General features: G+C 45.4%; 21 protein-coding genes. 13 read left to right on the top strand and 8 right to left on the bottom strand.

The annotated features are described in order from the left end of the window. Positions 1–193 precede the first annotated feature (193 nt). The 4 genes from coaBC (at position 194) to lpxM (ending at position 4,077) form a co-directional block, all read left to right on the top strand. The gene (coaBC, locus tag MHN79_RS08965; protein WP_239172605.1) at positions 194–1,399 is read left to right on the top strand and encodes a bifunctional phosphopantothenoylcysteine decarboxylase/phosphopantothenate--cysteine ligase CoaBC; all 1,206 of its coding nucleotides are present in this window, start codon (positions 194–196) and stop codon (positions 1,397–1,399) included. 162 nt (positions 1,400–1,561) lie between these two features. Beyond that, a complete protein-coding gene (gene slmA, locus MHN79_RS08960) occupies positions 1,562–2,152 on the top strand; it encodes a nucleoid occlusion factor SlmA (protein ID WP_114785895.1) in 591 nt (196 codons plus the stop codon). Positions 2,153–2,160: 8 nt separating this feature from the next. After that, positions 2,161–3,111 carry a Kdo(2)-lipid IV(A) acyltransferase gene (locus MHN79_RS08955; protein WP_239172604.1) on the top strand — a complete coding sequence of 317 codons (951 nt, stop codon included), beginning with the start codon at positions 2,161–2,163 and terminating at the stop codon, positions 3,109–3,111. A gap of 6 nt (positions 3,112–3,117) precedes the next feature. Next, positions 3,118–4,077, top strand: coding sequence for a lauroyl-Kdo(2)-lipid IV(A) myristoyltransferase (lpxM, locus tag MHN79_RS08950; protein WP_239172603.1), 960 nt, complete (start codon positions 3,118–3,120; stop codon positions 4,075–4,077). 72 nt (positions 4,078–4,149) lie between these two features. On the opposite strand, the gene pyrE is transcribed toward lpxM, so the two are convergent. Beyond that, the gene (pyrE, locus tag MHN79_RS08945) at positions 4,150–4,791 is read right to left on the bottom strand and encodes an orotate phosphoribosyltransferase (protein WP_239172602.1); all 642 of its coding nucleotides are present in this window, start codon (positions 4,789–4,791) and stop codon (positions 4,150–4,152) included. 84 nt (positions 4,792–4,875) lie between these two features. After that, on the bottom strand, positions 4,876–5,592 hold the full coding sequence (gene rph, locus MHN79_RS08940; RefSeq protein ID WP_152429295.1) for a ribonuclease PH: 717 nt from the start codon (positions 5,590–5,592) through the stop codon (positions 4,876–4,878). A 179-nt stretch (positions 5,593–5,771) separates the two neighbouring features. On the opposite strand from rph, the gene MHN79_RS08935 reads away from it, so the two are divergent. Beyond that, the gene (locus MHN79_RS08935) at positions 5,772–6,638 is read left to right on the top strand and encodes a YicC/YloC family endoribonuclease (protein WP_239172601.1); all 867 of its coding nucleotides are present in this window, start codon (positions 5,772–5,774) and stop codon (positions 6,636–6,638) included. A gap of 49 nt (positions 6,639–6,687) precedes the next feature. On the opposite strand, the gene MHN79_RS08930 is transcribed toward MHN79_RS08935, so the two are convergent. Then, positions 6,688–8,349, bottom strand: coding sequence for a hypothetical protein (locus MHN79_RS08930; RefSeq protein ID WP_239172600.1), 1,662 nt, complete (start codon positions 8,347–8,349; stop codon positions 6,688–6,690). 314 nt (positions 8,350–8,663) lie between these two features. Between MHN79_RS08930 and gmk the strand changes: the two genes are divergently transcribed. The 5 genes from gmk to recG all read left to right on the top strand — a co-directional run bounded on the left by gmk (position 8,664) and on the right by recG (position 14,764). Then, positions 8,664–9,287 (top strand): guanylate kinase, encoded by a 624-nt coding sequence (gene gmk / locus MHN79_RS08925; protein ID WP_239172599.1) that lies wholly within the window; start codon positions 8,664–8,666, stop codon positions 9,285–9,287. Positions 9,288–9,403: 116 nt separating this feature from the next. Then, the gene (gene rpoZ / locus MHN79_RS08920) at positions 9,404–9,676 is read left to right on the top strand and encodes a DNA-directed RNA polymerase subunit omega (RefSeq protein ID WP_006957184.1); all 273 of its coding nucleotides are present in this window, start codon (positions 9,404–9,406) and stop codon (positions 9,674–9,676) included. A 39-nt stretch (positions 9,677–9,715) separates the two neighbouring features. Continuing rightward, positions 9,716–11,839: a bifunctional GTP diphosphokinase/guanosine-3',5'-bis pyrophosphate 3'-pyrophosphohydrolase gene (gene spoT / locus MHN79_RS08915; protein WP_239172598.1), complete on the top strand. Its 2,124-nt coding sequence runs from the start codon at positions 9,716–9,718 to the stop codon at positions 11,837–11,839. A 60-nt stretch (positions 11,840–11,899) separates the two neighbouring features. Beyond that, positions 11,900–12,583 carry a tRNA (guanosine(18)-2'-O)-methyltransferase TrmH gene (trmH, locus tag MHN79_RS08910; RefSeq protein ID WP_239172597.1) on the top strand — a complete coding sequence of 228 codons (684 nt, stop codon included), beginning with the start codon at positions 11,900–11,902 and terminating at the stop codon, positions 12,581–12,583. Between the two features lie 102 nt (positions 12,584–12,685). After that, positions 12,686–14,764 carry an ATP-dependent DNA helicase RecG gene (gene recG, locus MHN79_RS08905; protein ID WP_239172596.1) on the top strand — a complete coding sequence of 693 codons (2,079 nt, stop codon included), beginning with the start codon at positions 12,686–12,688 and terminating at the stop codon, positions 14,762–14,764. 25 nt (positions 14,765–14,789) lie between these two features. Here recG and cysQ read toward each other — a convergent pair whose 3' ends face one another. The 4 genes from cysQ to MHN79_RS08885 all read right to left on the bottom strand — a co-directional run bounded on the left by cysQ (position 14,790) and on the right by MHN79_RS08885 (position 17,709). Then, positions 14,790–15,617, bottom strand: a complete 828-nt coding sequence (gene cysQ / locus MHN79_RS08900; protein WP_239172595.1) for a 3'(2'),5'-bisphosphate nucleotidase CysQ — start codon at positions 15,615–15,617, stop codon at positions 14,790–14,792. A gap of 27 nt (positions 15,618–15,644) precedes the next feature. Continuing rightward, complete coding sequence (nudE, locus tag MHN79_RS08895) at positions 15,645–16,193, bottom strand: ADP compounds hydrolase NudE (protein WP_239172594.1); 549 nt, start codon at positions 16,191–16,193, stop codon at positions 15,645–15,647. A gap of 130 nt (positions 16,194–16,323) precedes the next feature. Further along, positions 16,324–16,911, bottom strand: coding sequence for a Fe-S biogenesis protein NfuA (nfuA, locus tag MHN79_RS08890; protein ID WP_114785880.1), 588 nt, complete (start codon positions 16,909–16,911; stop codon positions 16,324–16,326). Positions 16,912–16,983: 72 nt separating this feature from the next. After that, positions 16,984–17,709 carry a ComF family protein gene (locus MHN79_RS08885; protein ID WP_239172593.1) on the bottom strand — a complete coding sequence of 242 codons (726 nt, stop codon included), beginning with the start codon at positions 17,707–17,709 and terminating at the stop codon, positions 16,984–16,986. Positions 17,710–17,771: 62 nt separating this feature from the next. On the opposite strand from MHN79_RS08885, the gene bioH reads away from it, so the two are divergent. Together bioH and MHN79_RS08875 are read left to right on the top strand one after the other, a co-directional pair. Continuing rightward, positions 17,772–18,569: a pimeloyl-ACP methyl ester esterase BioH gene (gene bioH, locus MHN79_RS08880; protein ID WP_239172592.1), complete on the top strand. Its 798-nt coding sequence runs from the start codon at positions 17,772–17,774 to the stop codon at positions 18,567–18,569. Between the two features lie 111 nt (positions 18,570–18,680). After that, on the top strand, positions 18,681–19,151 hold the full coding sequence (locus tag MHN79_RS08875) for an ATP-dependent Lon protease (protein WP_239172591.1): 471 nt from the start codon (positions 18,681–18,683) through the stop codon (positions 19,149–19,151). Positions 19,152–19,210: 59 nt separating this feature from the next. Here MHN79_RS08875 and MHN79_RS08870 read toward each other — a convergent pair whose 3' ends face one another. Next, positions 19,211–21,520: a Tex family protein gene (locus MHN79_RS08870; protein WP_239172590.1), complete on the bottom strand. Its 2,310-nt coding sequence runs from the start codon at positions 21,518–21,520 to the stop codon at positions 19,211–19,213. Between the two features lie 209 nt (positions 21,521–21,729). Here MHN79_RS08870 and MHN79_RS08865 point away from each other — a divergent pair, with 209 nt between their 5' ends. Continuing rightward, on the top strand, positions 21,730–23,634 hold the full coding sequence (locus MHN79_RS08865; protein ID WP_239172589.1) for a RimK/LysX family protein: 1,905 nt from the start codon (positions 21,730–21,732) through the stop codon (positions 23,632–23,634). Positions 23,635–23,657: the final 23 nt, after the last annotated feature.

The raw sequence follows: 23,657 nt of genomic DNA, 5'->3' as shown, positions 1-23,657 counted from the left end.
CTAGCATAATCATAGCTATGCACTGAATCACACAAATCAACGCTGTCTTAGAGCAAGTGAAAGATTTTGCGTAAATAATAGGTATATAAATAAGCAGCCAAAGCATGGTGGGATGTAAAACTTACGACACCATTTCTAGAGTCTCAAACTGCTGCATGGTAATCTTGCCACAGAATTTTTTAAGGATGACATAATGCAAACACTCGCAGGCAAAAAGATCCTACTTGGTATCGGTGGTGGTATAGCTGCTTATAAATGTGCAGATTTGACTCGACGCTTAATCGAAAGAGGCGCAGAAGTACAAGTTGTAATGACCAGAGCCGCAAAAGAATTTATTACCCCCTTAACCATGCAAGCCGTGTCAGGAAAGCCTGTCTCCGATAGCCTTCTTGATCCTGCGGCAGAGGCGTCAATGGGCCATATTGAATTGGCGAAATGGGCTGACTTGATACTGCTCGCACCAGCCACGGCAGATCTCATCGCTCGCATTGCATCAGGTATGGGAAATGACCTGCTTACCACGCTAGTGTTAGCAAGCGACGCCCCTATTGCTGTCTCCCCTGCCATGAATCAACAAATGTATCGTAATCAGGCAACCCAAGAAAACATCGCCACACTGCAAAGACGAGGCATACATATTTGGGGACCTGCCTCTGGTGAGCAAGCTTGCGGTGACATTGGCCCAGGCCGCATGCTCGAGCCGATGCAATTAGTCGAGGAATGTGAGCAATTTTGGGCAGACAAACCACTTAAAGGGTTGTCTGTACTCATTACCGCAGGACCTACACGAGAATCGATTGACCCTGTGCGTTATATTTCTAATCACAGCTCAGGCAAAATGGGGTTTGCACTGGCACAAGCTGCCGTGCAATTGGGCGCCTCAACAAACTTAGTTGCAGGCCCAGTTTCACTAGACACACCTGTAGGCGCAAACAGAATTGATGTAGCAAGCGCCCTAGAAATGCACAATACCGTTATGCAATATGCCCCTTCTCATGATATTTTTATCAGTTGCGCTGCTGTGGCAGATTACCGCCCTGAATCGATTGCCGAGCAAAAAATTAAGAAAAAAGACGGCAACGAGCATATGACCATTACTATGGTCAAAAATCCGGATATTGTGGCTTCTGTTGCCAACATGACCGACGCTCGACCATACACGGTAGGTTTCGCTGCAGAAACGCAGGATGTCGCTCACTACGCACGCAGTAAGCTCAGCAATAAAAACTTAGATATGATTTGTGCCAATGATGTCTCAATAGAGGGGCAAGGCTTTAACAGCAACAACAATGCAATTACTCTATACTGGAAAGAGGGTGAGCAGTCACTTACCCTTGCATCAAAGCAAAAAATTGCGCAGCAAATACTCATGTGCATTGCAGAAAAAATAAGTAGCTAAATCACGGGACTGCAACCTAGTCGTATACGCTTACTCAGAAAAATAAGCAGACCCTAACCTTATATTCAGAACGTTGTCTATTCCGCTCACCCTAGTTTGCTAGTCTGGGCGAATGCCTGTGTTTATTGGCATTAACAGTGGAGATACAAAAGGAACTCATTCATGGCCGGAACAAAAAAAAGCAACCGCCGGGAAGAAATACTACAAGCACTGGCACAGATGCTGGAATCTCACGATGGAGCTTCCCGAATCACAACCGCTAAGCTTGCAAAGCACGTTGGTGTGTCTGAGGCAGCCTTATATCGCCACTTTCCGAGCAAGGCACGTATGTTCGAGGGCCTAATCGAGTTTATTGAAGAGTCTCTGATGTCACGCATCAATCGTATTCTCGATGAGGAAAAAGACACATTAACGCGCATTCGCCTGGTGCTTCAGTTAGTGTTAGCCTTTGCCGAACGTAATCCTGGCTTAACGCGAATTTTATCCGGTCATGCTCTGATGTTTGAAAATGAGCGCCTGCGTGAACGCATTAATCAGCTATTTGAACGTATCGAAACTTCAATCCGCCAAATTCTGCGTGAGCGTCAATTAAGAGAAGGAAAAGCATTTCCTGTCGATGAACTAACCCTAGCGGCGCAATTGCTAGGTCAAGTAGAAGGTAGCTTAAATCGCTTTGTCCGCAGTGATTTTAAATATCAGCCAACAGCCAATTTCGAACAATATTGGGCTTTACTGAGCGCACAAATTAAGTAGTTTGTAACATGAGCAAAAAAAATACCCTTGATAAACCAGAGTTTTCTGCAGGCTTACTTCATCCAAAATACTGGGGCGTATGGCTAGGATTTGGCTTTCTCGCCCTTATTGTGAACATACTTCCCTATACTGTACTTCTCAAGATTGGACGAGGGATTGGCTCTCTGGGCATCAAAATAGGTAAGTCACGAGCAAACATTGCTAAGCGTAATCTTGAGCTAGCCTTCCCTAGCATGTCAGCGCAAGAGATTGACGACATGGTAGAGGAAAACTTTAAAAATACTGGTATGGCTCTGATTGAAACCGGTATTACTTGGTTTTGGCCAACATGGCGCTTTAAACGTATTCTGATTGCCAAAGATATTGATGAATTGCAAAAACACCAAGACGCAGGAAAAGGTGTGCTGCTTTGCTGCGTGCACGCGCTCAACCTTGAAATCACCGCCCGAGCCTTTGCTGTATTGGGCCTTCCTGGATACGGTGCTTACCGGCCACACAGTAATCCTGCCTATGAATTCATCCAGTACAGAGGCCGTACTCGCAACGGTAATCAGTTGATTTATCGCCGTGATTTAAAACAAATGGTACGCGTACTACGCCAAGGCCATAGACTGTTCTACTTACCAGACCAAGACTATGGGCACAACAAATCCGTATTTGTACCATTTTTTGCGGTTAAAGAAGCCTGTACAACAACGGGAACGCGGATTCTTGCCTCAACCAGCAAGAGTGCCATTGTGCCCGGTTCAGGCTTTCGCAACCCGCAAGGCAAATACGAGATCATTGCGGACAAGTCGATTGAACAAGACTTTCCGCACAAAGATGAAGATGCCGCCGCTGCCTATATGAATAAATTTGTCGAAGAAATTATCATGCGCGCGCCCGAGCAATGGATGTGGTTACATAAACGCTTTAAATCTTTACCCGATCACTCACTCACCAATTCAAGATATCAATAAGTTTCAATGAGCAACCCAGATAAAAATAGCATCGAAAAACATCTGCATAACCCAAAGTTTGAATGGGCTTTTTTGCACCCTAAACATTGGGGAACATGGCTAGGTATAGCCTTTGCGGCTCTTGTCGCCTTTATTCCATTTCGTTGGCGTGACACTTTGGCTCGTAAGTTGTCAGTATTTATTGTAAGAAAAAATGGCCGAGTTGTGCGCCGTGCCCGTGTAAACTTGGCGTATTGCTTTCCTGAAAAATCCGAATCAGAACGTCAGCGGATATTAGAAGAGACCTTTGTAAAAGCCGCTCAGTATCTTTTGGGCTATTCGGAGTTTTTGGTTCGCTCAACCAAGCACAACCAAAATCGCGGCGTAATGATAGGCGAGGATAACATCCTCCCTCTGCTCGATGCAGGTGAAAAGGTGATAATTCTCGCTCCCCACGCCTGGGCGGTTGACTATCCTGCTGTCATGCTTGCGGCTAAAGGCTATAAAGTCACTACTATTATGAAGCCTCAGCGTAACCCAATCGGTGATTGGTTAATGCAAGTCCAGCGCATGCAATATGGTGGGCGTATTTTTGCAAGAGATGCAGGAGTAAAACCATTTGTGCGCTCGATTAAAGATGGCTACCTGGGTTACTGGTTACCAGATGAAGATTTTGGCGCTGAAAATTCCGTCTTCGTTCCCTTCTTTGGTACGGAAAAAGCCACACTCAAAGGCTTTGGCAAAATGGCGCGTTTATCCAAAGCTAGAGTCGTGCCTGTTTTACCAGCTTACAACGATAAGACAGGTAAATATGAAGTGCATATTCTGCCAGCGTTAGAAAACTTTCCCACTGGCGATGAAGAGTCAGACGCGCGCGCAATGAATCAAGCCATTGAAGATCTGTTAAGACCTCACCCTGAACAATATATGTGGAATCTCTCTTTACTCAAAACTCAGCGAGATGGTCGCGCGATTTATGATAACTAAAGCAAGAGAAGCACACTGAAAAGCAAAAAGGTTGACTCATAGGTCAACCTTTTTTCTGAGCCAGATTACCATCTAGATGCCGAATTCAGCTCGGTAGGCTTTCACCGCCGCTAGATACTCTGTTGCATCACCTTGCTCTTCTAAATAACTCACCAAGTCACCCAAGCTAACGATAGAAATCACCGCACAACCAAAATCACGCTCAACTTCCTGAATCGCAGATAAATCACCCTTACCTTTTTCCTGACGGTCAATAGCAACTAAAACGCCGGCTAAATCAGCGCCATTGGATTGGATAATCTGCATGGATTCACGAATGGCTGTGCCAGCAGTGATCACATCATCCACCAACATGATGCGCCCTTCGAGTGCACTGCCAACTAAGTTGCCACCTTCGCCGTGATCCTTTGCTTCTTTGCGGTTAAAGCAATAGGGTGTATCTAGGTTATGATGATCGGCTAAGGCGACTGCTGTTGTGGTAGCAATTGGTATACCTTTATAGGCAGGGCCAAACAGCACATCAAACTCAATCCCAGAATCTGCCAGAGCGGCTGCATAATAACGGCCTAAGCGAGCAAGATCTCGCCCTGTATTAAAAAGACCAGCGTTAAAAAAATAAGGACTCTTACGGCCGGATTTTAAAGTAAACTCACCAAACTTTAGTACTTGTTTCTCTAATGCAAACTCAATAAATTCACGCTGGTATGCTTTCATTGCTCTCTCTCTAAGTTAATAATGCCTATGGCCATCTTCCAAAAGATAAAAAAATAGCTTCCTAGGTTGGAAGCTATTTAAAAATCATTGCTCTAATGCCGCTTTTTGCGCGGCGACAATATCGCAAATCCCCGTTTTTGCCGACTCGAGTAATTTCATCAAGTCATCATGGCTGAAAGGTTCGCCTTCTGCGGTGCCTTGTACCTCAATCATGCGGCCATCTTCTGTCATCACCACATTCATATCAGTATCAGCAGCAGAGTCTTCAACGTACTCTAGGTCACACAATACATCTTGACCAAGCATACCGACAGAAACCGCAGCAACATGGCCTTTCATCGGGTTTGCTTTCAACTTACCACCATCGACTAAATGCTGAAATGCATCAGCCATAGCAACACTGGCACCAGAAATAGCGGCCGTACGCGTTCCGCCATCGGCTTGAATCACGTCACAATCGACAGTCACCATAATTTCGCCCATAGCTTCAAGATCGACCACAGCCCTTAAACTACGCGCAATCAGACGCTGAATTTCCATGGTGCGACCACCTTGTTTTCCACTCGCCGCTTCACGGCGCATGCGGGAGTGCGTCGAGCGAGGTAACATACCGTATTCAGCCGTCACCCAGCCTTTACCTTGACCTTTTAGCCAGCGAGGTACATTTTCTTCAACGGTCGCATTGCATAATACTTTCGTATTGCCAAACTCAACCAGAACTGAGCCTTCAGCGTAAGCCGTGTAATTACGAGTGATTTTAATTGGGCGAACTTGGTCCGCCTTGCGATCGTTTGGACGCATTGGCATCTACCTTAGTTGTCTATCTACAGATAGGGGGAAGACGAATCAGATTGGGGCAAGATTCTAGCAGAAAGCTCTGTGCTGGAAAAGCACCCTATTTTTCAGCGATACCAAATCTCGCGTATTCTGCTACTATTGCCACGCGTTATTTTCACAGATGATTAAGACAGGAAAATTCGATGATCTACAGTATGACCGCTTATGCTCGTAAAGAGGTAAAAGGTGAATGGGGCAGCGCAGTATGGGAAATCCGCAGCGTCAACCAACGTTATTTGGAAACCTACTTTCGACTACCTGAGCAATTTCGTGGCCTAGAGCCTGTTCTGCGTGAGCGCTTTAGAAAGCGCCTAGCACGCGGAAAAGTAGAATGTGCGCTGCGTTTTGAATCTAACCCTGCCGCCAAAGGCGAGCTCAGCATCAACGAAACTCTCGCCAACCAAGTGATCAATGCCGCTAAGCAAGTGATGACAATGACAGGCGATGACAACCGATTAAACCCATTTCAAATCATGAACTGGCCAGGGGTTATGGAAACCTCTGAACAGGACATGGATGCGATTAACAAAGACTTACTGGCTGCATTTGATGACGCGGTAAGCGAGTTCATTGAAGCTCGTGGCCGTGAAGGCGACAACATGAAAGCCTTAATTGAGCAGCGTTTGTCTGCCATCACACAAGAAGTCATCAAAGTGCGTGCTCGAATGCCAGAGATCATCGAGTGGCAACGCGAGCGTTTGTTCTCAAAATTTGAAGAAGCCAAGGTCGAGCTTGACCCTTCTCGTGTCGAACAAGAACTTATCCTTCTTGCGCAAAAGTCTGATGTTGCTGAGGAGCTAGATCGCCTCGATTCGCACGTAAAAGAAGCCAATAATATCCTTAAAAAAGGCGGCGCTTGTGGCCGGCGCTTAGATTTTATGATGCAAGAGTTTAACCGCGAGTCCAACACCTTGGCATCTAAATCAATAAGCACAGATATCACAGCCTCAGGCGTTGAGCTAAAGGTTCTTATCGAACAGATGCGAGAGCAGATCCAAAATATTGAATAAAGATAAAAACCAGCTCTAGGTCAAACCATTACGGCCTAAAGCTGGTTCGCTATATTTGGCAAGCTCTATTCCCTTGTTCGGCAGGGTACTTGTATGTCACCAATAGCACCTCTGCCATTCTTAGCCCCAACGGGACACTAGCTTTTAGAGTACTTGCCTGAGAGTCAGGCTCTCTCTGATTATCGGATGTGAAAGTTAGGCTCTTCTGGCCATTTTTACCATCGGTAATCCGATAGCGATAACTGCGCTGTCCAACTCCGAGGCTAGGGCCTTGAGAGTCAAATTGAATCTTGCCGATGCCAGAGCCTTGAACAAACAGACTTGGCAATGCCTTAGCCGCCCCTTCAAAAGTAATCATTACTTGAGGAGGGTTGGCAATTAGCACGCCTGTTAGTTCAGCTAAATTACCACCTTGATTATGGCAACCAAGGTTAAAAGGTGGTTTATATATCAGCTGATATCCAGTTTCATCTTGGCCTTTATTCTGGATTGACTGCCAAATAGGGTCATTAAAATACCAGCCAGACTGCCCATCTGAGCTCAAACTGTCTTTTTTAATTGGCAAATAAACATAACCTTGATAGCTAACCTCTATCTTTATCGGTTCTGCTTTAGCGAGGGAGTTTAAATCAACCGACCGCCCTACATCATCAACAAACTCTAGATTGCCAACTAAGGCTTGCTGCGCTGATTGAGCCTTCTCAGGGTCAAGATACAGTGTTACGCCGAGCGTTCGTTCGGGGCTATTTAAAGAGTTTGTAATATCGGCAAGTGAAATACCAATATCATATCTGGGCTGATAATCTTTTGACTCACTGCCATCAACTGGATTAAAGGTCTTGATTCCACCAGAGTCATGCATAGGTGACTGTAGATTACTTATTGCAGACTTAAGCATTGAAGAATTGTGCTGGAAGCCATTACTCATCGCGCTTATCACCTGATAGGAATGCAAGTACAAGCCGAGCTTTTGCAACACCCCTGCACCTGAGGCTGGCATCTCCGGTAAAATTTGGGTTAAGTTGTTCGCATCTGCAAGCTTGGAAAATGCTATTGGCGGCTCGTCTTTTGCTGCATGCCCGCTCCAATTAAATGCAACCGCATAATCGACAACATAGTCGAGTTTTGTCTCAACATTGCCTTTGTAAGGTTCAAGCGCTTGATTCGCCTTCTCTATGTATTCTGGGGTAATCGGATTAAACGCGTATTCGTAAACATCAACCAGCTCACTGGCAAGCGTTTCTAGCTCTTTTTGATGCTCCGCTAACTGCTGCTTTGTTTGCTCATTCAAACCATAAGAGATAGCAGACATCACCTGTAAATAAGCGTGATTGAAGCTTTTTCCTTCAAGCAGCTCAGCACTGCCGCGGACCATATCAGGCATAACTCGCGCGCTGATGTAATCATAGGTGTATTGATTGAAGATAAAGCTATCATTGAGATACCAATAGGGAAAACGGCTATGGTTGGCTCCTTTAACCACAGCGGCAAAACCATCCATTTCTCCTGGGATCACCTGTCTAAATTGATTGAGTAGATATTGGTAATACCCTTGTTCAGGCTTCTTTAGATCAGACCCTTGATTGCTAGGGCATGCACTTTGCTCACAAACCTTATCATCAGCCACATTGACGGTAGAAGAATCACCATTTGCTCCGACACCTACAGGAAAACCAAGCATTACTACCAAAAAAATTCGCTTTAACAACACTTACTCTCCCTTGGGTGATTGCATCTGACTCAAAACTGTTGTCAAAAAAATCAACAATTTTTCCTTATAATCCTAGGTGTTTTTTCTGATATTGCCTTAAAACTAAGAAGTTTTTCACTAGAATATCGACTCTTCAAATACACTAGGCTATATCGACCACCTCGAATGCTTGTTCCAGATAAACAACCTGTGCTAACCTTCGGCTCCCTTTTTCTGACTGAAACTTAATCACTTCAGTGATTTCTCACGGTCAGTGCTATCTTTAAGATGTCAGCGTAAAGCTGGCAAAATAGAAACAAATTTGGAATGTACCCATGGGAAAAGGCACTCTTTACATCGTATCCGCGCCAAGCGGAGCAGGAAAATCTAGCTTGATTTCTGCCATGCTAGAGACCAATCCAACCTATGCCATGAAGGTGTCAGTATCACACACGACCCGTGGCATGCGCCCAGGTGAACAAGATGGTGTTCATTATCACTTTGTGCAAAAAGAATCCTTCGAAGAGCTTATCGAACAAGGCGCTTTTCTTGAATACGCTGAAGTGTTTGGCAACTACTATGGAACATCACGTCTGTGGATTGAAGAGAATTTAGATAAAGGTATTGATGTCTTCCTGGATATCGATTGGCAAGGTGCCCAGCAAATCCGTAAACAAATGCCCAAAGCGCAGAGTATCTTTATCTTACCGCCTTCAGATGATGAGTTGGAACGTCGACTCAATGCTCGCGGGCAAGACAGTGAAGCTGTGATTGCAAAACGTATGGCAGAAGCAAAATCTGAGATTTCTCACTATACCGAATATGACTATGTGATTGTTAACGACGATTTCGATAACGCACTTATCGATTTTAAGGCGATCATTCGAGCAGAAAGATTAAAACAAGATAAACAAGCCGCCAAATATAAGGTGATGCTTGATGCACTTTTAGCAGATTAAGCCGCCTATAGGTGGTTTATCACTAATTACTCTCAGTGGCTACTAGACACTGAGAACATAGAGACTGTATAATTTCTCGTCATACAAAATTTTTAGTTAACTAATTTGGAGTTCTCATGGCACGCGTAACTGTTCAAGACGCTGTTGAAAAAGTTGGCAACCGCTTCGACCTAGTTCTTATTGCGGCTCGCCGCGCTCGTCAAATGCAAACTGGTGGTAAAGATTCACTAGTGCCAGAGGAGAATGATAAGGCAACGGTTATCGCTCTACGCGAAATTGAAGAAGGCCTAATCACTAAAGAAATTCTTGATGCTAGAGAGCGTCAGGAACAACAGGAACAAGAAGCAGCAGAACTAGCCGCTGTAAGCAGTATTGCACACAGTCGCTAATCTGACAGTCTTCTAATAACTATCTTTCGGGCCTAAAGTTTGTATTTATTCGACAGCTTAAAAGACGTTGCCCAAGAATACTTACCAGAGCCTCAAATTGAGGCTCTGCGTCAATCTTATGTGGTAGCGAAAGATGCCCATGAAGGGCAAACTCGCTCAAGTGGCGAACCTTATATTATCCACCCTGTAGCCGTGGCGCGAATTCTGGCTGAAATGCGCCTTGATATTGAAACGCTACAAGCCGCACTACTGCATGATGTCATCGAAGACACTGCCGCAACCAAACAAGATTTAGAAAATCAATTTGGTGCGACCGTTGCTGAACTGGTCGACGGGGTATCGAAACTTGATAAGCTCAAGTTTCGCGATCGTAAAGAAGCGCAAGCAGAAAATTTTCGTAAAATGGTTCTTGCCATGGTGCAAGATATCCGTGTCATTCTTATCAAGCTTGCCGACAGAACCCATAACATGCGCACTTTAGGGGCGCTTCGAGCAGACAAGAAACGTCGTATTGCCAGAGAAACCCTAGAAATATACTCACCACTTGCTCATCGTTTGGGTATCCATAACATCAAAACTGAACTCGAAGAGTTAGGCTTTGAAGCCTTGTATCCAAATCGCTACCGTGTATTAAAGGCCGTTGTTAAATCGGCGCGTGGTAACCGTAAAGAGATGATTCAGCGTATCCATGATGAAATTGAAGGCCGCCTCGAAGAAGTTGGTCTCAAAGCCCGAGTGTTTGGTCGAGAGAAAAACCTCTATTCCATCTACAACAAGATGAAGACCAAAGAACAACGCTTTCACACCATCATGGATATCTACGCATTCAGAGTTGTTGTCTCTGACGCCGACACCTGTTATCGCGTTTTAGGACAAGTTCACAGCTTGTATAAACCGCGTCCTGGGAGAATGAAAGATTACATAGCCGTGCCTAAGGCCAATGGTTATCAGTCCATTCACACCTCTATGGTTGGCCCTCATGGTGTGCCCGTTGAAGTCCAGATCCGCACTGAAGACATGGACCAAATGGCAGACAAAGGGGTCGCGGCACACTGGTCTTATAAAGGCAACAGCGATCGCTCTGGTACCACAGCGCAAATTAAAGCTCAGCGCTGGATGCAAAGCCTGCTGGAACTACAGCAAAGCGCGGGTAACTCATTCGAATTTATCGAAAACGTAAAATCGGATCTCTTCCCGGACGAAATTTATGTGTTTACCCCCAAAGGTCGTATTGTTGAGCTCCCTGTGGGTGCGACCGCTGTCGATTTTGCCTACGCTGTTCACACCGATGTGGGCAATACCTGTGTCGGCGCACGAGTGGATCGTAATCCTTATCCTTTGAGTAAATCGCTCAAAAATGGTCAAGCGATTGAAATCATCAGCGCGCCCGGAGCTCGTCCCAACGCAGCTTGGCTAAACTATGTGGTTACATCACGGGCTCGGACCAAAATACGCCAAGTACTCAAAACCATGCGCCGCGAAGAGTCCATCACCCTTGGTCGCCGTTTACTCAATCACGCTCTAGGTGATTTGTCTCTATCAGATATTCGTGAAGAGAATATCCAGCATGTATTGTCTGAGTTAAAAATCGATAACGTCGATGATCTATTGGCAGACATCGGGCTGGGTGAGTTGATGAGCATAGTGATTGCGCGCAGGCTACTAGGCGATGCCGATGAGCTCACAGAAGCCCAGCCTTCAGAAGGCGGTAAACCGAAGAAGAAGTTGCCAATACGCGGCGCGGAAGGATTACTTCTCACCTTTGCTAACTGCTGCCATCCGATACCGGATGACCATATCATTGCCCATGTATCACCAGGGCGAGGCTTGGTTGTCCACAGAGAGACCTGCCCGAATGTACGCGGCTATCAAAAAGAGCTTGATAAGTACATGGCGGTAGAATGGTCTGATAATTATGAACAAGAGTTTATAACCGAGCTATACGTGGATGTGCAAAATCGTCAAGGCGTTCTTGCCGAGCTAACTAATGTTATCTCAAAAACGGGGTCGAATATTCACGGACTATCAACGGAAGAGAAAGACGGTCGTTTATACACAGTCACTGTTCTGCTCACCACCAAGGATAGGGTCCATCTTGCTGGCATCATGCGCAAAATTAAAGCCATGCCTCATGCTCTTAAGGTGCGACGTCGCAAAAACTAACCTTGTCTTAACTATGCCCTTGAGCTCACTAGCTCAAGGGCTTAAATCACATACATCACTATGAACTTAGAACGTTACCAACGGATTCAACAAGTCCTTAAGTCACGCCAGACTGACCTGACATTTTGTCTAGAAGAAGTCCATAAACCCAACAATGTCTCAGCCGTAATTCGCAGCGCCGATGCCACCGCTATCCATAAAATACATGCCGTTTGGCCAAATGCGATGCGCACGCTCAGTCATACATCAGCGGGAGCTCGCAACTGGGTAGAAGTAGAAACCCACGACACGATTAACGACGCCGTGAGTGTACTAAAACAGCAAAATATGCAGGTTTTAGTCACCAACTTATCTGAAATCGCGGTCGATTTTCGCGATATTGATTACACCAAGCCAACAGCCATCATTCTAGGTGGCGAAAAGATGGGAGCATCAGAGCAAGCCAAACAGCTCGCCGATAAAGATATCATTATTCCGATGCTGGGCATGGTGCAATCACTCAATGTGTCAGTTGCCAGTGCCGTTATCATGTATGAAGCTCAGCGCCAGAGGCAAGCTGCGGGCTTATATGACAACCCAGCCAATCCACTGGCTGAAAACACTGTGCAAAAAGTTTTGTTTGAACGCGGCCACCCTGTGCTAGCCAAAGTTGCCAAGCGTAAAGGCTTGCCTTATCCACTTATCGATGAACAGGGCGAGGTAATCGCAAGTGAAGATTGGTGGCGAGAGATGCAGCAAAAATAAAGCAAAACTCGGCACAGGACCTAAGTTTCCCTGTACAAAAACACAGCTCAGTGGTTAACTAGTAAAGTCGATTAGCCAGTAAATAACATACCGAGCTGTGTCATGTCTCAATTACTCTCTGCCATTTCCTTAACTTCTCTGACTGGTGTTGGAGCGAAAGTCGCAGAAAAGTTATCAAAAGTAGGTCTTCATTCAGTTCAAGACTTGCTCTTCCACCTCCCCCATCGCTATGAGGATAGAACACGCATCTACCCTATCATCAAACTGCATCCTGGTTTGTGGGCTAGTGTTCAAGGCAAGGTAATGAGTGCCGACACTTTGTTTGGGAAACGCCGCATGCTGGCAGTAAAGGTCAGTGATGGTAATGGGACGATTACACTAAGATTTTTCAATTTTACTGCTGCAATGAAAAATAACTTTAGTGAAGGCAAGCAAGTCCATGCTTATGGCGAGGTAAAGCGAGGGAGCACGGGTCTGGAAATCATTCATCCTGACTACAAATTTTATGCACCTGAACAAGCCACCAAACTTGAAAAGACGCTGACCCCAGTCTATCCAACTACTGACGGTCTGCGCCAGCTTACGCTGCGTAGTTTAACCGATCAGGCTCTAGAATTGCTAAACAAGACAGCGGTACAAGAGCTCTTACCGGCTGGGCTATACGATCAACAAACCTCCTTAAACCAAGCGCTGCATATCATACATAGGCCCGCTCCAAATATAGATCTGGAAGCCTTCGAACAAGGCAAACATCCAGCACAAATTCGCCTTATCATGGAAGAATTATTGGCGCAAAACCTATCTATGCTATCGGTAAGAAGTAAATGTCAGAAAGACGCCGCTTTCCCTCTGTCTAAAAAAACAGAATTAAAACAAAAGCTATTGCAGCAGCTACCTTTTTCTCCCACCCAGGCACAGTCACGAGTTGTAAAGGAAATTGAACAAGATTTAGAAAAGCCTCACCCCATGATGCGTCTAGTGCAAGGCGATGTAGGGTCAGGGAAAACCTTGGTTGCAGCACTCGCAGCCCTGAGAGCGCTTGAACATAATTATCAAGTCGCCCTTATGGCTCCAACTGAACTTCTGGCAGAGCAGCATGCAATTAATTTTAAACAATGGCTTGAGCCAATGGGTATTGAGGTGGGTTGGCTGGCCGGAAAACTCAAAGGTAAAGCCAAACAAGCGGAGCTGGAGAATATTGCCAGCGGCCAAGCTCGAATGGTCGTCGGTACCCACGCCTTGTTTCAAGAGCAGGTAAATTTTCATAACTTAGCGCTGGTGATTATTGATGAGCAACACCGCTTTGGTGTTCATCAGCGCCTTGAACTGAGAGAAAAAGGACAAAAGAAAGGTGCATACCCTCATCAGCTCATTATGACCGCAACCCCGATCCCTCGCACTCTAGCGATGACAGCCTATGCCGATCTGGAAACCTCTGTGATTGATGAGCTACCCCCAGGCAGAACCCCCATTCAAACCGTCGCCATCCCTGATAGCAAACGTGACCAGATTGTCGAAAGGGTGCGCAACGCTTGCCTCAATGAAGGCAAACAAGCTTATTGGGTTTGTACCTTGATTGATGAGTCAGAAGTACTCGAAGCACAAGCAGCAGAGGACACAGCTCAAGAATTACAAGCAAAATTACCCGAGGTAAAAATTGGTTTGGTCCACGGCCGGATGAAACCAGCAGAAAAACAGTCAGTCATGCAGGATTTCAAGGATAACAAACTGCACTTATTGGTTGCGACAACGGTAATAGAAGTTGGTGTCGACGTACCAAACTCTAGCTTGATGATTATTGAAAACCCAGAGCGTTTAGGTTTAGCTCAGCTTCATCAGCTGCGAGGAAGAGTTGGTCGAGGCAGTGTCGCCAGTCACTGTGTTTTGTTATATCACTCACCTTTATCGAAAACGGCACAAAAACGCTTAGGCGTACTTAGAGAAAGTAACGATGGATTTGTGATTGCACAGCGCGATTTGGAAATTCGCGGGCCAGGAGAGTTGCTCGGCACCAAACAAACTGGCATTGCCGATTTTAAAATCGCAGATTTAGTGAGAGATCAGCACTTAATTCCCGAAGTTCAGCGTGTCGCGCGTCATATTCATGATAACTACCCAGAAAAGGCAAGTGCAATTATTGAACGATGGCTTGGCGAGAGAGATATCTACTCCAAGGCCTAATCCATGGTGCTTAAGGCAATGTAGATCAGTCCTTTACTTGTAGGATTTCATCCCAAGGCAGGCTCTGATCGCCAAGCACAATAAAATTCGGGTTTTCTAATGTTTCTCGCTCATTATAGGAAAGCGGTTCAAGTTGGGTACTTAATATGCGCCCTCCCGCTTCTTCAACAATGCACTGAGTCGCCGCTGTATCCCATTCACCAGTAGGCCCAAGGCGCAAATAACAATCAACTGCCCCTTCTGCAACCAGACAAGCTTTCAAAGCCGCAGATCCAAGTGGAACAAGATCGTAATTCCATCGACTATTCATTCGGCTGGTAATACGGCTAATGTCTTGCCTGCGACTTATTGCCATCGCAATCGAATCGGCTTGCCCTTCATGATGTAGCGTGTTGATACGCAGGCTCTCATCCATATCCGGGATCTTCCACGCACCTTTATTCTTGTAGGCATAATAAGTAACGCCTGAAACTGGGCTATAAACCACTCCCATCACCGGCCTATGATCTTCCACTAGCGCGATTATGGTGGCAAAGTCACCACTGCGAGCAATAAACTCCTGAGTTCCGTCTAAGGGGTCGACTAACCAGTAGCGATGCCAATTCAACCTTTTCTCTAAACTAACATCCGCATCCTCTTCAGAGAGCACAGGTGTCTCTGGAGTAAGCTCGGTTAGCTTTTCCAATATTAATTTATGAGCGGCAATATCAGCGCTCGTTACCGGGGTCTGATCACTTTTTGTGTAGGCTTGGTAGTCTTTTTTCTGATAGATATCAAGCGTTAACTGGCCCGCCGCCCGAGCAATATCAATCACGGCAGGCAAATGCTGAGAAAAGTCTTCGGTCATTGGCATAATCAATCCTTCAAGGCTCTACATTGGTTATGGTTTTAGGGTACGTAGAGCAAGTAATAACGCTGTTATACTGCGCGCTTCACTAAAGTCGAGGTGAGTAAGAAGCTCTTCTGCTTGAGAAAGTGGCCAACGAATCACTTCCAGGGGCTCTGGTTCATCACCTTCCAATTGTTCTGAGTATAGATCTTCTGCAATAAACAAGGTCATTTTACTCGAAAAATAAGAAGGGGCGAGGACAACATCTTTGAGCGGCGTAAGTTTATTAGCTCCTAAACCAATCTCCTCTTTGAGCTCTCGGTTTGCAGCATCAATGGGCAGCTCTCCAAGATCCACTAGACCTTTTGGAAAACCCAGTTCATAAGATTCAGTGCCTGCTGCATATTCCCTAACTAGCAACAAGTCCCCTTCTTTTGTCACCGGCACCATCATAACCGCCGTTCGACCACTAGGCTTCATTCGCTCATAGGTTCGTTCGACACCATTACTAAAACGTAAATCAAGCGCCTCAACAGTAAATAGCCTAGACTTTGCTACCGTCTGTTTACCTAGGATTATGGGAAGGTTTTGCTTGGCCACTCACTACTCCTTAGTCTGGTTAAGCCACTAATATATGAGAAAACAAATAGTTTTGAAAACAAAAAAGGCTGACTTTATCGCCAACCTTTCAAATCACGGCCATTGATTTTTCTTACTAAGCCAGTTTTATTTAGTAGTATGAGTGCTCCCCACGATCATGTTCTGTCGCATCACGAACCGCTGTCAATTCGCCTTCAAATTGCTGCAACAGCTCTTTCTCAATGCCTTCTTTAAGCGTTACATCAACCATAGAGCAGCCATTACAACCACCACCAAAGGCAACAATAGCAACACCATCGTCGGTAATTTCAACCAAATTGACGTGTCCGCCATGCCCTGCTAACTGAGGGTTAACTTGGGTTTGAATCGCATACTCAACACGTTCAAGCAATGGCGCATCATCCGCTACCTTACGCATTTTAGCATTGGGAGCTTTTAGGGTCAGTTGAGAGCCCATTTTATCGGTCACATAGTCAATCTCAGCGTCTTCAAGAAAAGGCAAGCTTAGTTCATCAATATACGCAGAGAAGCTTTGATATTTAATTTCTGTGTCCGAAGATTCAATGGCTTCCACTGGGCAATAAGAAACGCCGCACTCGGCATTCTGAGTACCAGGGTTTACCACAAACACGCGAATGTTTGTGCCTTCAGGTTGCTGACTTAATAGGTTAGCAAAGTGCTGCTGGGCATTTTCAGTAATAGTAATAGAATTTGACACGACGAATACCTGAGTAATTTTGTAGGCTATTTACCTCTCATTTTACTCCTGATTTCTGCAAGATCTAGCCCTTTAGATCAAATTCGCACCACTTAGCTTATCCCTAGGTTCAGAGGTACGACAAATGCAATATATATCAATCCTTTTCACTCCATGCTGAGTAAGAAGTTCGCACAAAGGTTCAACTGTACTTCCCGTAGTTAAAACATCATCAACAATGGCGACATGTTCAGCATGAATGGGCTGGCGCAGCTTAAAAGTCTGCCTGACATTGCGTTTTCTTTGCTGTTTAGTCATACCTTGTTGGCGCAGTGTTGCCCTGACTTTACGAAAAATGCCACCGCAGTTGACCTGCATAGATTGACTAATTTCCCAAGCCAAATGCTGGCTTTGGTTATAGCCTCGATATAAAAATCGCTGCCAGTGCAGTGGCACAAAAGTAATCAAGTCCGGTTTTTCCCTAAGGTGAGGAGTAAGGAGTAAAGCCAGTGTTCTCGCATGCCAAAACTGCCCAGAATACTTTAATCGATGAATATAACTTGATAGAGGCTGTTGATAATCACCGACACAATACAAGCGCGACCAAGGAGGCGGTGAGACAAGGCAGCGCCCACATTGCTCTGCTTCGACTGGTACGATAAGCCCACAACGTAAACAGCGAGACTGACGAGTCATATTATCCAGACAGATACGACAGACAATGGGATGTGAATACGGTCTCTCAATAAGTAAGCCACATAAGTCGCAATGCTTGGGTAACAGGTAAGCTGTGTATTTGCCAATCCAATCGGTTAACATGTGCTCTTTGCCTGCCAAACCAGTAGTCAGGATAATTTAACCGTTTGAATGAAACCTTAAGGATGAAAAACGTGGTACAAACTGAGAGCAAACACGCAGCGCCATACTGGCAACGTAGCGGTCAAGGCAGTGACTTGATTCTTATCCACGGCTGGGGGATGAATGGGGCGGTTTGGCATCAAACTGCCGAGCAATTAAGTGAACATTTTCGAGTTCATGTTATTGACCTGCCCGGCTTTGGCCACAGCAATCATCTCACGTTTAACACCTTAGAAGACTTGAGTCAGCAAATCCTGACCGAGGCGCCGAAGAACGCGACCTGGCTCGGCTGGTCACTAGGTGGCTTAGTTGCTACACACATCGCCTTAAAACACCCCGAGCATATCGCTAAATTAATCACGGTTGCCAGCTCACCAAAGTTTTCTGCGCACAAACAATGGAAAGGAATACAGCCCAAAGTGCTCAACAATTTCACTGAGCAATTAGTCGATGATTTCAAACTCACAATCGAGAGGTTTATGGCCTTGCAGGCAATGGGCAGTCCTTCTGCGCGTCAAGATATCAAAAGCCTTAAACAAGCGGTATTATCTCGGCCATTACCCAATACTGAGTCACTCATTGCTGGCCTAGAGCTGCTTTCAAGCATCGATCACAGGCACCTTCTCAAACAGTTAGATATTCCAACCCTTCGTTTGTATGGTCGCTTAGATGGCTTAGTTCCCAAGCAAGTGGCAATAGAGGTCGATGCACTCATGCCTATAAGTGATAGTCATGTATTTAGCGCTTCCTCACATGCCCCCTTTATCACTGAAAATGAGCAGTTTTGCCAAAAGGTCATTCACTTCGCCAAGGTAAAATAAAAATAATTTAATCAATAAGCTAAAATTTTAATCAAGTAAGCCGATAAGTAACTAAGTCAAGAAAACGCTGTTTTATTATGCGTTGTTGACTGAGCGTGAGGAGGTTAAGCAATGCTCGTATCACCTACGAACGTAAGCGTACCGCTGATCGCTCCATCGGTTAATGTGCAAACCGAACAGGTTGCACGAGACAACAAGGTTCGAGAGCCTGTCAACCCTACGGTGGCATTAACCAAAAGTAACGCTGAGCGCCAAGTCAAAGCGGACGATAAAAGGCGAAAACAATCTTCTTGGGATCCTGCCGAGCATCCCAGCTATGAAGCCAGTGAAGAAGATGATGTGAAGCCGACTTATCATGAGAACCCTAACGATACTCTCGATAGGATTTTCAAGCTAATTGCTCTAGATAGCTACAGTAAGGATCAAGGCAAAGGCTACGCAATGCGCTTTCGGTTACCAAGGTACATTATTGATGCAGCGATCACTGAAGGGAGAATGGCCAAACGCAGAACCATCATCAAATTTCATTATGGCGATGCGGTTGCACCAAACACTCCTTCGGATGTCATAGCGGTGTTGTAATAAAACGCTTGATACTAATAAAAAACCCCCGTGTACGGGGGTTTGTATCGGCCGAAACGTTATTTTTTCGCTTTGGCAAAAGCGGCAGCAAAAGCGCCGCCCATTGCATTATTTGACGATTCATCACTGTGGGCCGAAGTACGGCCCTGTTTTTTATTTGCTGGTGCCGCACGTTGTGAGCGGTTATCTTGCCCAGGCTCATCGGTAAGGCGCATGGATAGACCAATACGCTTGCGCTGAACATCGACTTCCATCACTTTGACTTTAACGATATCGCCCGCTTTGACCACCTCTCTTGGATCAGAAACAAAGCGATCGGTTAATGCCGAAATATGCACTAGACCGTCCTGATGCACCCCAATATCAACGAAAGCGCCAAAGTTAGCCACATTAGACACAACGCCTTCCAGTACCATTCCTGGTTCAAGATCGGACACCGCATTAACGCCATCGGCAAAAGTTGCCGTCTTGAACTCTGGACGAGGGTCTCGGCCGGGTTTATCAAGCTCTTTGATAATGTCAGTTACCGTAGGCAGGCCAAAGTGCTCATCAGTGTAGTCAATCGCATGCAACCCCCGTAAAAACTGAGTGTCGCCAATCAGCGCATCCACTTTCTTAGCGTTTTTTTCTGCAATGGCTTTTACTACAGGATACGCTTCTGGATGAACCGATGAGGCATCCAATGGATTTTTGCCTCCCATGATGCGCAAAAAGCCCGCGCACTGCTCAAAGGCTTTAGGCCCAAGGCGAGCGACTTTTTTAAGCACGGTGCGCGCCTCGAATCGACCATGTTGATCGCGATAGTCGACAATATTTTGTGCAATCGTACTAGACAGACCTGCCACTCGGCTCAATAGAGCGGATGAAGCCGTGTTGACGTCAACGCCAACAGCATTCACACAATCTTCAACCACTGCGTCCAAGCGTTTCGCCAGCATAGATTGACTGACATCATGCTGGTATTGGCCCACACCAATAGATTTAGGGTCGATTTTCACTAACTCTGCTAAGGGGTCTTGCAGGCGGCGAGCAATCGAAACCGCTCCTCGCAGTGACACATCTAGGTTGGGAAATTCCTTTGCAGCAAGTTCAGAAGCAGAATAAACCGAAGCGCCAGCTTCACTCACCATTATTTTTTGTACTTTAAGATTGTGAGTTTTGACTAAGTCTGCCACAAAACTGTCTGTTTCACGCGACGCCGTGCCATTACCAATCGCGATTAAATCTACCTGATATTTTTCAACTAACTTAGCCACTGTTTGCGCTGATTTATCATATTGATTTTGCGGAGGATGAGGATAAATGGTATCGGTCGTTAGCACTTTACCTGTTGAATCTACCACAGCGATTTTTGAGCCGGTTCTCAAGCCTGGATCCAACCCTAAGGTCGCTCGAGGACCAGCAGGCGCTGCCATTAAAAGGTCTTTGAGGTTAGTAGCAAAAACTTCTATTGCTTCAACCTCTGCTCGTTCTTTCATCGCACCCATGAGCTCAGTTTCCATGTGCATTGACACTTTCACGCGCCACGCCCAGCTGATCACTTGCTTACGCCAGCCATCACTTGGGGCCTCGCTTAGAGTAATACCATAATGATCGGCGATAATGGTTTCACAATAAGACTGACGAGCACCTTGCTCTTGCGAAGGATCCGAATTCATGGTCAGTGTAAGAAAGCCTTCATTGCGACCACGCAGCATGGCAAGCGCGCGATGAGAAGGCACTTTATTGAAAGGCTCAGAGTGTGAGAAATAGTCTTTAAATTTCTCTCCTTCGTGCTCTTTTCCTTCAACAACTCTGGCTTCCAGTTCAGCGTGACGGTTTAGATATGAACGTATTTTTTCCAGCAGATCGGCGTCTTCTGCGATTTGCTCCATGATAATGGCACGTGCACCATCAAGCGCCGCTTTGGTATCTGCTATACCTTTATCCAAATCAACATGATCAGAGGCCTGTTGCTCAGGATCATGTTCAGGGTGATTCCACAACTTTTCTGCCAATGGCTCAAGACCCGCCTCAATGGCAATTTGCCCCTTGGTTCGACGTTTAGGTTTAAAAGGCAAATACAAGTCTTCCAAACGGGTTTTACTCTCCGCTTGGTGAATATCTTTTGCCAATTGGTCGGTGAGTTTACCTTGCTCCTCAATCGACTTTAGAATGGTCTGACGGCGATCCTCTAGTTCCCTTAAGTAAACGAGTCGGCTATCGAGATTACGTAATTGGGTATCATCCAGGCCACCTGTCGCCTCCTTTCGGTATCGGGCAATAAAAGGAACGGTATTGCCGTCATCAATTAGGTCGACAGCAGCAGTGACTTGCTCAGGACGAACATTAAGTTCTTGAGCAATCATTTGACAGATAGCTTGGCTCATCCGGTGATTCTCTTCATTCTTAGTGATGGGATTTATCCGTAGAACATTGGGGTTCTATACAGAATTTGCAATGTTTTTAACTATGTTGAGTAAAATTTACCAACTCCTGATAGACATCCATCAGATTTATGTCAAAACTGGAACAACTGAAAGCAGATCACCTCTGGGTATTAGAACATACCTTTGCGCTTAAATATCTACGGGAAACTATGATGAAGAAACTGTCTTCGGCCTTAGTGCTAATGGTGGCTTTACTTGCCAACCCATTGACTTGGCAGCAAGCCCTTGCAGCCACCACACAAAATCCTATTTACCAGCTCGATAGCAAACCTGTACTAGGCCGAGTCGAAAACGTCTACTTCAGTGGTATTTCTGAGCTTGCTCAAATACCTTTTGCTGGCAAAATTGATACTGGTGCTGATAGCACCTCTATTCATGCCGAAAATGTTCACCTATACAGCAACAACCCTAAGTTTAAAAAGTACCAAGATGACCAACTTATGTGGGCAGTTTTCGGTGATTTAATTGGTACCGATGGAACTTGGGATGCTGAGAAATTTGCCGCAGCAAGCTGGGATAATGACAGCTTTGATGCCTATCAAGTCCACGTCACTTTTGAGATACCAAACCCCATAACAGGTAAGAAAATACCCGTCGACAAAGAGCTGGAGAAGTTGAGTGTCATCCGCAGCCGCACCAGCCAAGCGCCCATTTTGCGCCCCGCGATAATGATGCCTCTGACAATTGCGAGCAAGAAAGTAGAGACTTTGGTTAATTTAACCGACCGCTCTCACTTTTCAGCTCCAATCCTAATTGGCAAAACCTACCTTAACAACAATGCTTGGGTGCTAGCCGGATATAACTATCTTCAAGAGCAGCCCAATGCGAAGATGATTGGTAAAAAAGACTTAGTTACCGTCTCTGATATTCCCTATAAAACCAGCATTTCAACCACAACTCGCTATACCAGTGCCCATGCACTAGACATCCAAGTAGACAAAAAGAATAAGCAAGTCTCGTTTGTTCTGGAGGGAAAGAACAAACAGCGCCAAACTATGAGCTTGCCTTTAGTTCGGATGCTAAAAACCAGCAGTGGTGAACGTCCTTTGGTTTACCTACCCGTTACAATAGATAAGACGCATAACCAAAATTGGTTGGTCTATTTGCGCGACCGGAGTAAGTTCAGCTCGCAAATTAGAATTGGTAAGGATTTAGCAAGCCAACACTTTGTTATCGACACCGACAAAGAAAACTTACTCCAACACAACAAGCCATTCAGCGACGCTCTAAAATCTGACCCTCTAGTGATTTCGACGCAAGAATCCATCAAGCTGGATAATATTCGTCTGCCTGCTTACCCAAGCTTTGTGGTCAAAACCCCTTTGCTTCGCGTAGAGAGCTTCGAGCTCACTGAAAAGGATAAAAAAGAAGTAGTGACTTTCTATCTACCAACAGAGACAGGGAAAGCGGAAAAAATTACAAAACCTGTGATTAAAAAGCTTAAAGTCGGTGACTCCGTACGCCCTGTAATAGAAGGAAATGTCCAGCTTGGCAGCAAAGAAAGACCAATGAATGTTGCTCTGGATATCCTAGATAAAGATCAACAGCCCTTTTTTGTATTGGGTCATAACATTGCCAAAGGTGGCGTACTCTTAAACACACGGTCAGATCATCTACTAGAAAACGCCCCCATTTTTAAAGCTGGCCATATTGAAGTTGCGCAAGTCGAAGGTATGTCTTTTCCGGTCAAACTTGATACTGGTGCGGATGTCAGCTCGATAAACGCTTTAAATATCAAGCAATTTAAAAAAGATGGCCAAGACATGGTTAGCTTTACCTATAAAAACGACGCGGGCATGAGCAAAACTTTTACCAAGCCCGTCGTAGATACGATGCGAATTAAGGCCAAAAAGGGGGAAAAAGCCAATGTTCGCCCTGTGGTTGAAATGCAAGTAAAACTCGGTGACTTGGAAAAGAAAGTGAGAGTAAACCTTCAAGATCGCAGCCGCTTTCATTACAGCATGATTTTAGGCAAAAACTTCCTAAAACATGGTGTTATGGTCTCTAGTGAAACCAACTATATAGTGACAGACAAGCCTGACTACGAGAAATAATCAATCTTCTACCGCCGCGCAAA

Origin of the sequence: Vibrio sp. Of14-4 (assembly GCF_022347625.1) — a bacterium.
Lineage (GTDB): Bacteria > Pseudomonadota > Gammaproteobacteria > Enterobacterales > Vibrionaceae > Vibrio > Vibrio pristinus.
The sequence above is the reverse complement of the archived record's forward strand: the minus strand, read 5'-3'. Positions and strand labels throughout refer to the sequence as shown.